At 69.0% G+C, this 14,272-nt stretch carries 15 protein-coding genes; 10 read left to right on the plus strand and 5 right to left on the minus strand.

The window, feature by feature from the left end:
• The first annotated feature begins 146 nt into the window (after positions 1-146).
• The 7 genes from ACFY3V_RS00220 (at position 147) to ACFY3V_RS00250 (ending at position 6,553) form a co-directional block, all read left to right on the plus strand.
• Positions 147-872, plus strand: coding sequence for an ATP-binding cassette domain-containing protein (locus ACFY3V_RS00220; protein ID WP_350947084.1), 726 nt, complete (start codon positions 147-149; stop codon positions 870-872).
• Positions 872-1,633 (plus strand): ABC transporter permease, encoded by a 762-nt coding sequence (locus ACFY3V_RS00225; RefSeq protein ID WP_389768507.1) that lies wholly within the window; start codon positions 872-874, stop codon positions 1,631-1,633. The genes ACFY3V_RS00220 and ACFY3V_RS00225 overlap by 1 nt, the downstream gene beginning before the upstream one ends.
• Positions 1,630-2,403 (plus strand): ABC transporter permease, encoded by a 774-nt coding sequence (locus ACFY3V_RS00230; RefSeq protein WP_389768510.1) that lies wholly within the window; start codon positions 1,630-1,632, stop codon positions 2,401-2,403. Before ACFY3V_RS00225 ends, ACFY3V_RS00230 begins: the two co-directional genes overlap by 4 nt.
• 240 nt (positions 2,404-2,643) lie before the next feature.
• Positions 2,644-2,916 carry a hypothetical protein gene (locus ACFY3V_RS00235; RefSeq protein WP_362905823.1) on the plus strand — a complete coding sequence of 91 codons (273 nt, stop codon included), beginning with the start codon at positions 2,644-2,646 and terminating at the stop codon, positions 2,914-2,916.
• Positions 2,917-3,566: 650 nt separating this feature from the next.
• Positions 3,567-4,394: a CPBP family intramembrane glutamic endopeptidase gene (locus ACFY3V_RS00240; protein ID WP_389768513.1), complete on the plus strand. Its 828-nt coding sequence runs from the start codon at positions 3,567-3,569 to the stop codon at positions 4,392-4,394.
• Positions 4,395-4,466: 72 nt separating this feature from the next.
• Entirely contained in the window at positions 4,467-5,249 is a 783-nt protein-coding gene (locus ACFY3V_RS00245) for a MerR family transcriptional regulator (RefSeq protein ID WP_362905827.1), read from the plus strand.
• A gap of 137 nt (positions 5,250-5,386) precedes the next feature.
• Positions 5,387-6,553 carry an SGNH/GDSL hydrolase family protein gene (locus ACFY3V_RS00250; protein ID WP_389768517.1) on the plus strand — a complete coding sequence of 389 codons (1,167 nt, stop codon included), beginning with the start codon at positions 5,387-5,389 and terminating at the stop codon, positions 6,551-6,553.
• A gap of 117 nt (positions 6,554-6,670) precedes the next feature.
• Here ACFY3V_RS00250 and ACFY3V_RS00255 read toward each other — a convergent pair whose 3' ends face one another.
• From ACFY3V_RS00255 to ACFY3V_RS00275, 5 genes are all read right to left on the minus strand, one after another.
• Complete coding sequence (locus ACFY3V_RS00255) at positions 6,671-7,915, minus strand: FAD-dependent oxidoreductase (protein WP_362905831.1); 1,245 nt, start codon at positions 7,913-7,915, stop codon at positions 6,671-6,673.
• A 150-nt stretch (positions 7,916-8,065) separates the two neighbouring features.
• Positions 8,066-9,634: a helix-turn-helix domain-containing protein gene (locus ACFY3V_RS00260; protein ID WP_362905833.1), complete on the minus strand. Its 1,569-nt coding sequence runs from the start codon at positions 9,632-9,634 to the stop codon at positions 8,066-8,068.
• A 55-nt stretch (positions 9,635-9,689) separates the two neighbouring features.
• Positions 9,690-10,031 carry a TraR/DksA C4-type zinc finger protein gene (locus tag ACFY3V_RS00265; protein ID WP_362905835.1) on the minus strand — a complete coding sequence of 114 codons (342 nt, stop codon included), beginning with the start codon at positions 10,029-10,031 and terminating at the stop codon, positions 9,690-9,692.
• A gap of 518 nt (positions 10,032-10,549) precedes the next feature.
• Positions 10,550-10,915 (minus strand): hypothetical protein, encoded by a 366-nt coding sequence (locus ACFY3V_RS00270; RefSeq protein ID WP_362905837.1) that lies wholly within the window; start codon positions 10,913-10,915, stop codon positions 10,550-10,552.
• Between the two features lie 235 nt (positions 10,916-11,150).
• A complete protein-coding gene (locus ACFY3V_RS00275; RefSeq protein WP_389768522.1) occupies positions 11,151-11,594 on the minus strand; it encodes a PASTA domain-containing protein in 444 nt (147 codons plus the stop codon).
• Between the two features lie 159 nt (positions 11,595-11,753).
• Between ACFY3V_RS00275 and ACFY3V_RS00280 the strand changes: the two genes are divergently transcribed.
• From ACFY3V_RS00280 to ACFY3V_RS00290, 3 genes are all read left to right on the plus strand, one after another.
• On the plus strand, positions 11,754-11,990 hold the full coding sequence (locus ACFY3V_RS00280) for a hypothetical protein (RefSeq protein ID WP_362905841.1): 237 nt from the start codon (positions 11,754-11,756) through the stop codon (positions 11,988-11,990).
• Positions 11,991-12,079: 89 nt separating this feature from the next.
• Positions 12,080-12,865: an ABC transporter ATP-binding protein gene (locus tag ACFY3V_RS00285; RefSeq protein WP_362905843.1), complete on the plus strand. Its 786-nt coding sequence runs from the start codon at positions 12,080-12,082 to the stop codon at positions 12,863-12,865.
• Position 12,866: 1 nt separating this feature from the next.
• Entirely contained in the window at positions 12,867-14,252 is a 1,386-nt protein-coding gene (locus ACFY3V_RS00290) for an ABC transporter permease (protein ID WP_362905845.1), read from the plus strand.
• The last annotated feature ends 20 nt before the right edge of the window (positions 14,253-14,272 follow it).

The raw sequence follows: 14,272 nt of genomic DNA on the forward strand, positions 1-14,272 counted from the left end.
ACGCCGGTCTCCCCCGCTCGATCTCAGCCCTGGGTCCGACGGCCTCCGGTCCGAGACGCGCCGCCGGGTTTCGATCCGACGTCCGATGCGGGGGCGGCCGTCCCCCGGTTGACTGATCGCCTCACCACGACTCACACGAGGGTTGAATGATCACTGTCGAACACGTCAGCAAACGGCGGGGAAGCACCCAGATCCTGTCCGACGTCGGTTTCGAGGCCCGACCGGGCCGCGTGACGGGCTTCCTCGGCCCGAACGGGGCGGGAAAGTCCTCGACACTCCGGATCATCCTGGGCCTGGACCGGGCGCAGGAGGGTGTCGCGCTCGTGTGCGGCCGGCCTTTCGCCCGGCTGAACCGCCCCTTGACCACCGTGGGCGCGCTGCTCGACGGGAGCGGAGCACACCGCTCCCGGACAGGGCGGGCTCACCTGCGCTGGGTCGCCGCGAGTAACGGCCTGCCCCGTGAGCGGGTCGACGAGGTCCTCGCCGTCGTCGGCCTGACGGAGGCCGCGGGAAAGCGCGTGAGCGGATACTCGCTCGGCATGGGGCGACGTCTGGGCCTCGCGGCGGCTCTGCTGGGCGACCCGGAGGTGCTGGTACTGGACGAGCCGATCAACGGGCTCGACCCCGGGGGCATCCGATGGATGCGGCGGTTCCTGCGTGATCGCGCCGCCGCGGGCCGGACCGTCCTGCTGTCAAGCCATCTCATGGGCGAACTCGCCGAGACCGTCGACGACGTCGTCGTCATCGACAGGGGGCGAATCGTGAGCCGGGGCACCCTGGCCGAGGTCACCGGCGACCACCGAACCCTTGAGGACGCCTTCTTCGCGCTGACCTCGGCGGGATCCGGCGACGCGACGCCGGGAGGCCGGTAGTGCGAATCGTCCGCGCGGAGTCGCTCAAGCTCCTCGGGTTACCGTCGGCCTGGATCGCCGTCGTGATCGGCCTCGTCGTGTCACCGGCGATCGCCTTCCTCAACGCGTCCACGATCGTGCGGGCGATCGAGAACGGCACCCTGACCGTTCCCGGCGGCGACGCCGGATACCAGGAGCTCGCGTTCGGCGTCCTCGGCGCGATCGTCCTCGGCGTGGTCGCCATCAGCAGCGAATACCTGACCGAGGGAGAGGAGTCGGCCGGCGCACGCCAGGTCACCACGAGTCTGACCGCCGTACCCTCCCGCACCCGGTTCCTCGCCGCGAAGACCGCGGCGCTGGTCCTGACGGTGGCCGCGCTGGCGACGGTCACGACCGCGGTGACCCTCACCGTCACCCGGGTCGTCCTCGGCGACCACGCCGCATCGCTCACCGCCGACACCGCTCCGCGCGTGCTCGGGGTCGTCCTGTACTGGGTGCTCACCTCGCTGCTGGCCTACGGCATCACGCTGCTCACCCGCAACGGCGTCATACCGCTGACGGCGCTGATCCTGAACACCTCTCTCGTGTCGGTCACCTACCTCCTGTCCCGCGTGATCGACGCCGCGAACTATCTGCCGGACCTGGTCGGGGCACGGATGTTCCTCCGCGACGTCAGATCCTCCGTGCAGATCGCTCCGGTGACCGGCGGCCTGGTGATGACGTCCTGGGTGATCGCGGTACTCGCCCTCGGTGTCGCCGTGTTCCGGCGGAGAGACGCATGACCGTCACCTCGGGGCAGGCGCGGTCCCGTCGTGAGATCGTCAGGGACGCGTTCCGCGCCGAGTTCGTCAAACTGCTCACCCTGCCCGCCCTGTGGCTGACGACGTTCGGGACCTGGGGCGCGGCACTCGTCCTCGATGCCGCGTTCGTCGCCGCGGCGAAACAGGGGCGAGGCGACGCGACCTCCACACTCGACGTCGGCCTGGCCGCCGTCGGATACCTGCAGGCCGGCTTCATCGTCCTCGGCGTCCTGGCCGCCACCTCGGAGTACGGTGGCGGCCAGATTCGGACGAGCCTGACGAGCATGCCCCGAAGGATCGAGCTGCAGCTCGTCAAGGCACTCGCCCTCGCCCTCGCGGCCGTCCCGGTCGCCGCCGTGACCGTCGCCGTCGGCGTGGTGATCGCCCGGTTCGCTCCGGTGGACGTGGCGGCCCCCGTGGACGGTCACCGAGCGGCGCAGGCCGCGGCCGGGGCGATCGCCTACCTCGTCCTCACCACGTTGATCGCCTCCTCCCTCGCGACCGTCGTGAGGAGGAGTCTCCCGGCCGTCGCGGTCCTGCTCGGCCACTACTTCGTCGTCGGCCCGTACGTCCGGGATCACACGGATTACGCCGCCTACCTGCCCGACGCGGCGGGTCGCGGCATGTGGCTCTCGGCCGGCGCGGAGACCGGCACGTCGCTCGGTCAGTGGGAGGGCTCGCTCCTCGTCCTTGCCTGGACGCTCGTCGCGCTCGCCGCCGCGGCCCTCGTCTTCGAACGCCGAGACGCCTGACCCGGCCGGACGACACCCCCGTCCACGCCCAGGGTGACCGACACGCCAGACCACCGGCGCGCTCACCGCTCCGCTCTTGCCCGATCGGTCCGCCGTGGCGCTCACGTGTTCAGGTCAGGCGAAATCGCCTCGGCAAACGCACCATCAATCCGAAATATGGATAACCGGTATCTTCTCAGGCCCGACAGCGGATGCTCATCTGAAGGTGTTCTCCTTCCCGGACGTGAGGAGTCACCCACGATGAAGATCCGCCGACTGCGTTCCGCCGTCCTCGCCGTGGCGCTGGGCGCCGGCATCCTGGTCGGTACCGCCACCCAGACCGGCGCGGCCAGCGGGGACTGGCCGACACGAGACTGGTACAAGGTGGGTCCCTTCCCCACCCTGGCCGAATGCGATAGCTACTACGACATCGACGCGCAGAGCGGTCTGTACAGCGGGCTCGTCGGCTGTCGCTGGCTCCTCGGGGGTAGCGCTTATCCGTCGGGCTACTACTACGAGGTCTACATCCCTTGAGCTTCAGTCGAGCCCGAGCCCTTGAAATACCCGAGGCGCGGGTCTCGAAGGAGTGACTCCGCAGCAGGCCGAGGCGTTCGAGGCGGCCCTCCGGAGGATTGTGCGGTGACGGCATCTCGGGAGATGCCCCGTCGAGACACTCGGCGGGGCATTGTCGTGTGCAGAGCCGCTCTCCCGCATCCGCAGGGAAGGGGAGCGACTACCGATTCATCGTTCACGAAGCGGGTTTACGGCCATCCGGGCCGACAGCGGGAGACTCTCCACGATCACTGACACGAGGTGCGGTTCGCCGCCCGTGGCCTGAGGTTTCCAAAACCGGACGGCGGCCCCTCGCTTGACCCGGTCCGGAAAACAGGGGGCGCCGATTCGCGGCGCGTCGTCGCGCGCTCGCCGCCGAGGTCCTCTAGATCGTCGTGCTCCACCCCGGACACGTTCACCTGGGCGACTTGAGTCTGCCCCCAGGGCATGGTGTTCGCTCGTGAGCGCAACGACCGGTTCGAGCCCGAGAGGAACCCCCGATGGATGGACCAGGATCCGGCGATCCCCGAAACACGACGAATCACCCGAACCCCGCGGCCCCGAGTCCTTTGACGCAAGGGCGCTTCGGGCCGGCCGTCGACGACTCCCGGCCGTTCGGCGCGCATCTCCGCATGAGCCGGTGGAAGTCGCTCGTGGTCATCATCGTGCCGGCACTGGTGCTGGTGGTCCTGCAGATTCTGCTCTACCAGATCGTCGGCGTCATCGAGGGCAGCGACGACCCCATGTCAGCCACCTTCACGCCGTTGAAGTTCCTGGCCGTCAACCTGAGCGTGGGCGCGACGGGTGCGCTGGCGATCCTGCTCCTGGTGTGGACGGCGAAGGTACCGTGGCGCAGCCTGATCAGCTCACCACGAGCGTTCGACGCGCGCCGCCTGACGCAGTACCTTCTCGGCGCGGCGCTGCTGGTGGGCGCCGGGATCGGCATCGTGGCGCTGGTCGCTCCAGACGCTCCCGGCTGGACGGCCTTCGGCGTGAGCACCACGACGATCATCATGCTGGTGATCATCCTCCTGACCACTCCGATACAGGCCGCCGGAGAGGAGTTGATGTTCCGAAGCGTCGTGCTGCCCGCCGCCGCATCCTGGGTGCGTGCGGTTCGCCCGGCCCTGGTCCTGGGAATCGTGGTCTCCAGCCTGGCCTTCGCGGTGCTCCACGGGTCGACCGACCCCTGGTTGTTCGGCTACTACGTCGTGATCGGCATCTGCACCGGGCTGATGGCGATCATCAGCAGGGGGATCGAGGCACCGGTCGCGTTCCACATCGCCAACAACGTCCTGGCGACGACCGTCAATACACTGATGGCGGACGGCGAGGCGTTCCCCCTCGACCGCTCCACCGATACCGGCGACGCATCCCTGCTGATCCTTGTCGCCGTCAACATCGGCATGGTCGTCCTCGTCCGGCTGCGCGAGCGGCGAGCAGCGGACGAGCCCGATTGATCCTGCGTCGATGTCACATCCACGAAGAGAGATCGCCGGACGCGCGATATCGCATGAGGAGGCGAGCGATCCATGCCCTGGAGCACTCACGAGATAGCCGAGCTCGCGGGAACCACGGTGAAGACGGTGCGCTACTACCACGAGATCGGCCTGCTCGATGAGCCTGACCGCGAGCCCAACGGCTACAAGCGATACGAGATCCACCACCTCACCCGGCTTCTGCAGATCAGGCGACTGACCGGGCTGGGCGTGTCGCTCACACAGGTGGCCGCGATGGGAACGGACACCGACGGTCATGCCTCGGTCTTCCGGACCATCGACGCCGAACTCAAGGCGACGGTGGAACGGCTCCAGAACATCCGGCAGGAACTGGCCACACTGTCGGAGCCGGGCGCCTCGGCGGACGTGCCGACCGGGTTCAGCGGCGTCGCGGAGCAGCTGCGCGACAACGATCGAGCGCTCCTCATGATCTACGCCCAGCTCTTCTCCGACGAGTCGATGGAGTCCGTACGGCGAACCCTTGAGGCACGCCCCAACGTCGCACTCGACGAGGAGTTCCGTGACCTTCCCGAGGACGCCGACGAGGCCGCTCGACAGGCCCTGGCCGAGAAGATCGCACCGTTCGTCAACGGCGCGACCACCGATCACTCGGTCACGTTGGAGCCCAGGTCCTCCACCCCGCGGCAGGTGCGAGCGGCCCAAAGCGCCGTCGGCCATGCCCTCGAAGCCCTCTACAACCACGCTCAGCTCGACGTGCTGCGTCGGGCACACATGATCAGCACAGCCAACGGCGACGCACGCTCGGTGTCGCGCGACGAGTCGAAGGAATCTCCCGGAGACGGCAGCACGGCGTAGGTATCCGGCCCAGCCTTGAGGTGCTCCGGGCCTGACGGGGACTCGCGCCACCTGACTTCTTCGCGTCGGGCAGCACGACCGTCAAAGGAAGTACGGTCGGAAGCCGACCGGCGGCAACGGCCCTCACAAGGAGACGCATGACGACCTCATCCCGCGATCTGATCTCGGTGCCGCTCACAGCGGCGCTGTTCCGCGGCGCGGCCGAGATCGAGACGACCGGACACGGGGTAACCGTTCACCGGCTTCCGAGCCGGGCACGCGCGCAGAGCACCGATCCGCAGCTCGCGATGGTCGAGGCCCAGCCATCCGGCGTGCACCTCGCGCTCCGGACGGCGGCGTCCACGATCGAGCTTGAGGTGCTCCGGTCTCGGACGACGTACACCGGGATCCCACCCCGGCCGGACGGCATGATCGAAATCGTGGTCGGCGACGCTCCCGTTGCGAGCGCGACGACGTCGGGAGGGATCACCGTCACGATCGACATGTCGACGGGGGCCCGACTCGTCGAGGAAGGCCCCTCAAGCACCGCTCGCTTCACAGGGCTGCCCGATGCCCCCGAGGATGTCGAGATCTGGCTCCCTCACAACGAGGCGGTCGAGTTGATCGACTTGCGTGCGGACGCTCCCGTCGAACCGGCGCCCGATCGGGGCCGGAAGAGGTGGATCCATCACGGCAGTTCGATCAGCCAGGGCTCCAACGCCGTGCGGCCGACCGGGACGTGGCCCGTGGTCGCGGCGCGCCGCGCCTCCGTCGAGTTGATCAATCTCGGACTGGGCGGCAGCGCGCTGCTCGATCCCTTCGTCGCCCGGACGATCCGCGACGCCGCCGCGGACGTGATCAGCCTGAAGCTCGGGATCAACCTCGTGAACACCGATCTGATGCGGATGCGTGCCTTCGGACCGGCTGTGCACGGCTTCCTCGACACGATCCGCGACGGACACCCCACGACCCCGCTGCTGGTCGTCTCCCCCATCTACTGCGGGATCCATGAAGACACTCCCGGGCCGGGCGCCTTCGACCCGGACGCCCTCGCTCACGGCGCGGTGCGCTTCCAGGCCACCGGAGACCCCGCCGAGCGGTCGGTCGGCAAGCTCACCCTGACGGCGATCCGCGGGGAACTCGCACGTATCGTCCGCGATCGGCGGCGCACGGACTCGCACCTGCATTACCTGGACGGGCTCAGCCTCTACGACCAGGCCGACGCGGCGACCCACCCTCTCCCCGATGCGCTTCACCCCGATGCCGCGACACATCAGATGATCGGCGAGCGGTTCGCGCGGGTACTCTCGGACCTCCCCGCATGACCGCGGCACTCAAAGCCACGGTCACCGGGACAGTGACTTGGCTGCGCAGGGGGGCAGCGCTGCCCGTCCGCTCGTTGTGCCGGCACGGCGGGCCGGACGGTTGGCGCGCGGCCCGCGTCAGCGGAGGGGGTCGAGGTCGGCCAGGGCGGCGGGCTGCTTGCCGGTGGTGATCTGCTCGGCCAGCAGCCTGCCCGTGATCGGACCGTGGGCCAGGCCCCACATGCCGTGACCACCCGCCACGTAGACGGTGGGGGCCACCGTCGCGCCGACGAGCGGCCGTCCGTCCGGGGTGACGGGGCGGGGCCCCACCCAGACGTCGGTGCGCTCCTCCCAGCGCACACCCCGCAGCAGCGGCCGGACGGAGGCGACGAGGGCCTCCAGCCGGGCGGGCACCTGCGGGGCGTCCGGGTCGCGAAACTCCATGGTCCCCGCCACCCGCAGCCCGTCGCGGTACGGCGTGCACGCCACCCGCTCCTCGGGCAGGTAGATGGGGCCGGGGACAGGATGGTCGACCGGCACGGTGAAGGAGTAGCCGCGACCGGCCCGCACCGGGACACGCACGCCCCACTGCCGGGCCAGGCGGGGCAGCCAGGCGCCGGTGGCCAGCACCACCGCGTCGGCGGACAGCACGGTGCCCTTGGCCGAGCGGACGATCACCTTCCTGTCGTCGGTGCGCACCTCGTCGACCTCGACGGCGTACACGGTCGCGCCGCGTCGCATGACGGCCTTTCCCAGGGCGTGCACGAAGGCGCCCGGGTCGACGTAGCGCTGACCGTCGATCCGCACCCCCGTCTTCAGCGCCTCACCGGCGAGCGGGACCCGCTCGGCCAGCCCAGCGCCGTCCAGCACGGTGTGCTCGACCGTCTGCCCGGCCGCCCCCAGCCTGCGCAGCTCGCGCAGCAGGCTCTCGGCCTGACGTGGCGTACGGAACGCCGCGGTGATCGGCGCCGCGACGACGGGTGCGGACACACCGTTGGCGGCGAGCACCTCGTAGGCCTCGACGCATTCGTCGTTGAGCGGCAGGTTGGCGCGCGCGGCGCGGGTCCACGACCGCCAGTGGCTGTTGGCGGCGAAGCGGGCCAGGAAACTCCACAGGCCCGGATCGAGAGTCGCGGGCACATGCAGCGGCGCGGCCGGGTTGAGCAGCGAGCGCAGGCCGTAGCGCAGGACGGCGGGTTCGTTGAGCGGGATGGCCAGGCCAGGCGCGATCCAGCCGGCGTTGCCCCAGGACGCGCCGGCCGCCACGCCGCCGCGGTCGACCACGTCGACCTGGACGCCACGCTCCTGCAGGAACCACGCGGTCGACAGACCCACGATGCCCGCGCCAACCACGATCACCGATCGCGGCCAGTTGCCGACCATGCCAACCTCCAACAGGTACGAACGTCGATGTCCTGGCCAGGATGGCGCGGGCGGTGACCGGCGGCGTTGTGAGCGGGCGACAATCGCGGCGCCGCCGTTGTGGATCCCGCACAACGCCGGCACCGGGAACGGTGACGGGTCCTGATCAGGTCATCGGCGAGGTTCGTCCTCCAACGCGGCCAGCATGATGGTCATGGCCAGGCGCCGACGGGCGTCGTACAGGTCCAGCGGACTCAGCTCGTCCATTTTGCGGAGCCGGTTGCGGACGGTGTTGGGATGCACCCCGAGCCGCTCGGCGGCCAGGGTGAGGTCGCCCTGGCTCTCCAGCCAGGCCCGCAGCGTGGCGACGAAGCACGTGCCGTGCCGGGTGTCGTGCCGCAGCAGCGCGCCCAGTGGCCCGCGGGCCGGTGCCCGGCCGGTCCGCGCGGCCGCGCGCAGCCGCCGCAGCAGGATGTCGTCCCAGGACTCGTCGTAGGCGGGCGGCACGGTCCCGGGCTCGGCGCTCTCGTGCAGCGCCAGGCACTCGTCGGCCTCCTGGCGGCCCGCGGCCAGGTCCGCCGCCTCGGCGGGTGCGCCGATCCCGGCCATGACGCGCACCTGGGCGGGCAGTTCGGAGCGCAGGGCCGTGATCCACTGCCTGGCCGCCTCGGCCCGCTCGGCCGGCAGGATGGTGTAGAGGGTGTCGCCGAGCAGCGCGCTGCGCCCGGGCCTGGACCAGCCGAAGCCGGTGGTGGCCTGCTCAAGGGCGAGCAGCAGCGCGGCGTGACGATCGTCAGGGGTGTACGCGCGGACCGCGATGACGCGGATCGCCCGCGGGGCCAGGCCCAACCGGCTGATCACCGTCGCGGCGTCGGCGCTGCCCTCCAGCAGTCGGATGACCAGGTCGGACTCCACCTGCCGCTCCAGGTCGGCGCTGGCCCGGGAGCGCAGCAGATGCAGGGCGACGGTGCGCGCGCCGTCGACCAGAGCCCGGCGGCGGTCGCCCGTCAGCGGGTCGGCGCAGCTCACCCACACCGAACCGAGCAACTCGCGGCCGGCCCGCACCGCCACCGCCATCCGCCCGGTCAGGCCGTGCCCGGCGTCGGCGGGGACGAACACCGGCTCGTTCGTCGCCGCCAGGCGGGTGAACACCTCCTGTCGCCGGAACAGCTCGCGCAGCCGTTCCGGGACCCGCCGCCCGAGGATGGTCTCCAGCCGGGCCGGATCTCCCGCCTGCTGGGAGCGGGAGTAGGCCAGCACCTGCGAGTGCCGGTCCTCGATGGTCACCGCGCCACCGATGACGTCGGCCAGGTTGTCGGCCAGGGCGAACAGGTCGGTGGGACCGCGTCCCGAGGCGGTCTCGCGGCTCTCCAGCACCAACCCGTACACCACGCCGGCCAGCTGACTCCAGGAGACGGCGGGGTCGGCCAGCAGCACGGCCACTCCGTACTGGTCGGCGATCGCGGCGGCCTCCCGCTCGACGTCCGCGCCGCTTTCGCTCTCGTCGCCGGTTCGAGGGGGGCGTACCAGGACCGCCGTGGCCCTGTCCGCGGCCGCCCACCGCACCGCCTCGGCGAGTGAGGAGGCTCCGACGGCGAGGAGCAGGTCGCCCGCGACGTGGTGGTCGGTGGAGTCCGGTATCGCCACGCTGCGCAGCCACGCCGAGCGCGCCTCGGGACGGCCGTACAGCCGCACTCCGTACCCGCCGAGCACGTTCACCAGACGGTCCAATGTGATCATGTTCAGCTCCGGGTGATCGGAAAGAGGGCGGATCGCTCCACCCTCTTTCGTGATGTCAGGCGGCCTCGTGCCGCCGTTGGCAGTCGATGCAGGTGCGTGCCAGCGGCCGGACCTTGAGCCGTTCGAACGGGATGGGGGCCTGGCAGTGGGTGCAGCGCCCGTAGGCGTCGGCCGCCAGCCGCTCACAGGCAAGGGACAGCTCCGCGACGGCGCGCTCGGCAGCGGTGATCGAGACGACCAGTTCCTGCCAGGTGCCGTCGGCACCGCTGCTCTCCTGCTCCTGGACCCGCAGGCCGTGCAGGTGCCCTCTGCGCTGTTCCAGCTGCTCCAGCAGGTCCTGGCGCAGTGACTGGAGCTGCACGCTGCTGAGATGCGATGTCGTGTGGCTGTCGGTCATGATCATGTGATCCTTTCCATGATGGGTCGGGAAGGTGTTGGAGAAGGGAGCCTCGGCGAGATCTCTTTCGCGTCGCGGCACGTCAGCGGGCGGACAGGGCGAGGTCGGCCGCCAGGGGCGGCCGCGGGCGCAGCCGTATCAGGCCGCGAACGGCCGCGTGCTGAGCCTGCTCCGCGCCGACCGGAAGCCTCAGGAGCGCGTGGCCGGCGCGGAGGCTCCGTGAACCGACGCGACAACGACCATGGCGATGATCGGCTCCTGGCGGACGCCGACGGAGGCGGACGTCGGCAGAAAAGGCGGCACGGCGAAAACTCCCCGAATCCGAAGGGGTCGCTTCGGACGAAGATCGCCTACCGCTTCTCCTGCCAAGGAGACGTCACAAGATGTCTTCAGGACGCGCAGCGGCACGCCAGGACCCGCGACAGGGAAAGCCCGGTATGGGCCAGAGAGGGTGCACCGGATGCGCTGTTGTCGGACTCCGCAGCACGTGGCCGCGGAGCCCGACGGGAAGACATCGGCTAGATCAGCGGCGGGCTGCGCGATCCCGTGATGCGGTGAGCCAGTTGCTGAGGCTCGCGCAGCGTATCCGCGTCCGAGCTCGGCGACGGCAACAGCACCAGATGTGCGAGTTCGCCGCGCGTGAGCGGCCGCAGGGACAGCACGTGGTGCGCGCGGGCGTCACCCGCCTGCGGCGGCAGGCTGGACAGGTCGACGTCCCATCCGCCGGGCTCCCACACCGGGCCGGAGGCCGAACTCTGGGTAACCGTCGAGGCGCCGCAGCTCGCCTTGCACGAAGCGCCGGCCAGCACCAGGGACAACAGAACCAGGCCCATCACGCCGACGAGCGCGATGGACCCCTGTGGAGTTCTCCACGGTCCCGTCATATGGCCGACCATAGCCCACCCCACCGGAAAAGACATTTCACGGCATCAGCCACAAGATCCGCGAGCAGGCCGACAATGCCTGGTGAGCCGGGGCGGGGGTCATCCGCCGGGGGCCCGCGTCTCCCCGCCATCAAAGCGTGGCACGACGTCCGGCGATTCCCCGCATGCCTTGGGCGGCTGACCGCGATCGAACACGGCGGCGCCCCTGAAGGAAGGGCCCCCTTCACTACTCGTCTTACTCGCCGATCTTCTTCGCATACAAGGTGATCAACGTGTCGACCGTCACCTTCCGGCCGGCGGCGGGCGTCTGCCTGGTCACCACCCAGTTTCGGTCATACACCTGGAAGCGGTTTTGCCCGGTGGCGTCCTTGTCGTTCAGGATGTAGAAGCCTGCGGCCTGCATGGTGTCCTGCCCCTCCTGCAGGTTCATCCCGACAACATCCGGCAGGACCTTCTTCTCAGCCGCCTCTTCCTTCTCCTCGGTCGGGGCGGGAGGGGGCTCCTTGTCGTCCTGCTCGATCGGCTCAGGGCTCTTCTCCACGGGTGCCGGTGCGGTGACGGTTACGACAGGCGCCGGCGCGGTGACGGTCACGACAGGCGCCGCGGTGTCCGCACCCGCCCCGCATCCGGCGAGAGCGGCGACGACTGCGGCGATCACGATCGAGCCGGCGATTCTCATGCGGGCACTCCTGCGTTGTAGTGAACGGATAGGTGAGGACGGTTCGGGCGGCCTGCTGGTTGACCGGTGAACGCCGTTCTGTTGGGGTGCCAGGATGCGATGCTCCACTCACCGTGAAAGGGCAGGGGCACAGGCCACGTCCTGAGCGGTGACGTGCTGATGATCCCTGAGCACCACCAATTCGCCTTCAAGATCGGGCGTAGGGAATACACCTACCTGCACCTGACGAGGCTCGGCCTGACCCCGCTCGACCGCTTCCGTACCTGCCACCTGCTCGCGAACGCGGTCGAGGAGGTCTACGGCGTCTCCGGCCTGGAGTCGATGCAGCCGCTACCAAAATGCGGGCTAGGGCTCCGGCCTTACATCATCACGCACACCGGTCTGCCGCGGAGCTGAGGCTGCCGGATGGAGGTAACGCTGGCGTTACCTCCGATTGGGGCGACAGCATCATCGACTGGTCTCGGTTCACGGCGTGAGATGGATGTATGACTGCACGTCCTTCTCAGCCGCATGTCGGAGCCTCGATCGGACAAGCGCATATGAATACAGCGCCCACGATCCAGGCCAATCAGATCGTCAAACTTCCCAGTGGCGGCGGACAGCAGGTTCCGATCCTTCGAGGCTGCTCCCTCGAACTGCGCGGTGGCGGTCTCACCGCCGTCGTCGGCGCCAGCGGCGCCGGCAAGACGTCCTTGCTCTACTGCCTTGGTGGCCTCGATCGCCCCGATCAGGGACAGGTCTCGATCAACGGGACCGACCTCTACGCTCTCAGCGACGAGAAGCGCACCCTGTTCCTCCGACAGACCGCAAGCTTTGTCTTCCAGCAGTACAACCTCATCGGCTACCTCACCCTTGAAGAGAATGTCCGCCTTCCTCACGCCCTGGCCCGGCAGCCGGTCGATACCGCCGCTGTTAAGGACATACTCTCCCGGTTCGGCCTCTTCGAGAAGAGAGCGGCGAAGGTAAGCACCCTCTCCGGCGGCGAGCAGCAGCGGGCGGCCCTGTGTCGGGCGATCCTCATGAGGCCATCGGTGATCTTCGCCGACGAGCCCACCGGCGCACTCGACACCGCCAACACCGGCATCGTCCTGAAGGTTCTGCGAGACCTCGCCACCCAGGACTGCTCGGTCGTCATGGTCACCCATGATGTCGAGTCCGCGGCTCTGGCGGACCGGATCGTGTTCATGCGCGACGGGCTCATCGTTCATGTCGCCGGCAGGCTCAGTGCCGACGAAATCCTCCACACCATGGCCCGCCTCGGAGGCAGGTGAAATGCGCAAGTACGCCCGCCGTATCCTATTCGCCGACCTTGGCAGTTGGTGGCCGGCGATTACCACGATCGCTGCTGTGACTGCATTGGTCGGCCTATGCGCGACACAGTTCGCCTGGACCCACGACCAGCGTTTCGTTGCCGCTGCTGAATCGCAGGGTCATTCGATCACCGAGTTCACCATCGTCTCCGAGACGATCTACATACTCGTCGCCGCCCTCGCGCTGTTCTCGCTCACCGTTGTCGGCACCGCGACGGTCGAGTCCACACGGCGCACCTTCTCTCAGTGGCGGCTCGTCGGGGCGAGTCCCAGTGACGTCCGTCGCAGTATCTGGTCTCTGGTCGCCACGGCCGCGCTCATTGGTGCGGTGCCCGGTTCGCTCACCGCTATCGGCCTGAGCTACCTCGTCGTTCCGACCTTCAATCAGATGGCAGCACCGGGCTTTGACGCACCAGTCTTGCCCCCGCCGATCCTCGCCTGGGTCTTCTCCCTTGTTCTCGGCGTCATCACCTGCCTGCTCGGGGCCTTTGGGCCTGCCTACACGGCCTCGCGGACTCAGGCGATCGAGGTTTTCCGCGCCATCTCCCGCACCCGCCGCAAGGGCTGGTGGTGGCGGGCTCCGGTGGCAGGGCTCCTGCTACTGTCCTCCCTCGGCCTCCTTGCCGCCTCAGCAGCTCTCGGTGCCCATGAGGCCGGTGTGGCGGTGATGTTCAACCTTGCCCTGAATGGAGGCATGGCTGCGGTCATATTCGTCTACATCATCGGCCCACTGATCACCCCGGCAATCCTCGCCGTGGCTGGTCGCCTAGCTGGCGCATTTGGCAGCGTCACCGGGAGGTTGGCCGCCAATGCCGCCATCGAAAGGGCAGGCACGAGCGCGAACACCGTCGCTCCCCTGGCCGCGGGCATCGGCGGAGTCGGGGTCATGCTCACCTCCGTCGAGTCCACCGCAGTAGTCGTCCATACCCTCGACAACTCGGCCGAGACGAGTCTCGTCGACACTCTTGTCATGACCGCCCTGATCTCTTTCGTCCTCCTGGTCACCTCCGCAGCCGTGGTCTCACTGGCTGCTCGGGACGTTGAGCGTGAGCACTCGCTGCTGCGGGTGGCGGGCATGTCGAGTCGGCGCATCTCTATTTGGTATGTATGGCAGGCCTTCCTGCTCGCTCTGACTGGCACCGTCCTCGCGCTCATGCCAATCGTTATCACCGTGGCGACGACGGCCATCAGTTCCACGGCCTACGTGGGAGAGCCGATCGTCGTCATACCGTGGGCAACCCTGACCCTCGGCTTCGTCCTTAGCTGGCTCATGCTCTTCCTCGTCCAGTGGTGCCCGGCCAGACCTTCCCTGCGCGCCGACATCGCCGTGGGTCTACGGACGGCGTAAAGGCTTGGTATGCGCGCTGA

Origin of the sequence: Streptosporangium sp. NPDC000095, from assembly GCF_042899335.1 — a bacterium.
In the GTDB taxonomy this organism is placed as follows: domain Bacteria; phylum Actinomycetota; class Actinomycetes; order Streptosporangiales; family Streptosporangiaceae; genus Streptosporangium.

Coding starts and splice junctions, on each gene's coding strand:
- ACFY3V_RS00260 (WP_362905833.1), bottom strand. CDS start 9,634: ATGATCACATTGGACCGTCTGGTGAACGTGCTCGGCGGGTACGGAGTG.
- ACFY3V_RS00235 (WP_362905823.1), top strand. CDS start 2,644: ATGAAGATCCGCCGACTGCGTTCCGCCGTCCTCGCCGTGGCGCTGGGC.
- ACFY3V_RS00290 (WP_362905845.1), top strand. CDS start 12,867: ATGCGCAAGTACGCCCGCCGTATCCTATTCGCCGACCTTGGCAGTTGG.
- ACFY3V_RS00230 (WP_389768510.1), top strand. CDS start 1,630: ATGACCGTCACCTCGGGGCAGGCGCGGTCCCGTCGTGAGATCGTCAGG.
- ACFY3V_RS00285 (WP_362905843.1), top strand. CDS start 12,080: ATGACTGCACGTCCTTCTCAGCCGCATGTCGGAGCCTCGATCGGACAA.
- ACFY3V_RS00275 (WP_389768522.1), bottom strand. CDS start 11,594: ATGAGAATCGCCGGCTCGATCGTGATCGCCGCAGTCGTCGCCGCTCTC.
- ACFY3V_RS00270 (WP_362905837.1), bottom strand. CDS start 10,915: ATGACGGGACCGTGGAGAACTCCACAGGGGTCCATCGCGCTCGTCGGC.
- ACFY3V_RS00220 (WP_350947084.1), top strand. CDS start 147: ATGATCACTGTCGAACACGTCAGCAAACGGCGGGGAAGCACCCAGATC.
- ACFY3V_RS00240 (WP_389768513.1), top strand. CDS start 3,567: ATGAGCCGGTGGAAGTCGCTCGTGGTCATCATCGTGCCGGCACTGGTG.
- ACFY3V_RS00250 (WP_389768517.1), top strand. CDS start 5,387: ATGACGACCTCATCCCGCGATCTGATCTCGGTGCCGCTCACAGCGGCG.
- ACFY3V_RS00255 (WP_362905831.1), bottom strand. CDS start 7,915: ATGGTCGGCAACTGGCCGCGATCGGTGATCGTGGTTGGCGCGGGCATC.
- ACFY3V_RS00245 (WP_362905827.1), top strand. CDS start 4,467: ATGCCCTGGAGCACTCACGAGATAGCCGAGCTCGCGGGAACCACGGTG.
- ACFY3V_RS00265 (WP_362905835.1), bottom strand. CDS start 10,031: ATGACCGACAGCCACACGACATCGCATCTCAGCAGCGTGCAGCTCCAG.
- ACFY3V_RS00280 (WP_362905841.1), top strand. CDS start 11,754: ATGATCCCTGAGCACCACCAATTCGCCTTCAAGATCGGGCGTAGGGAA.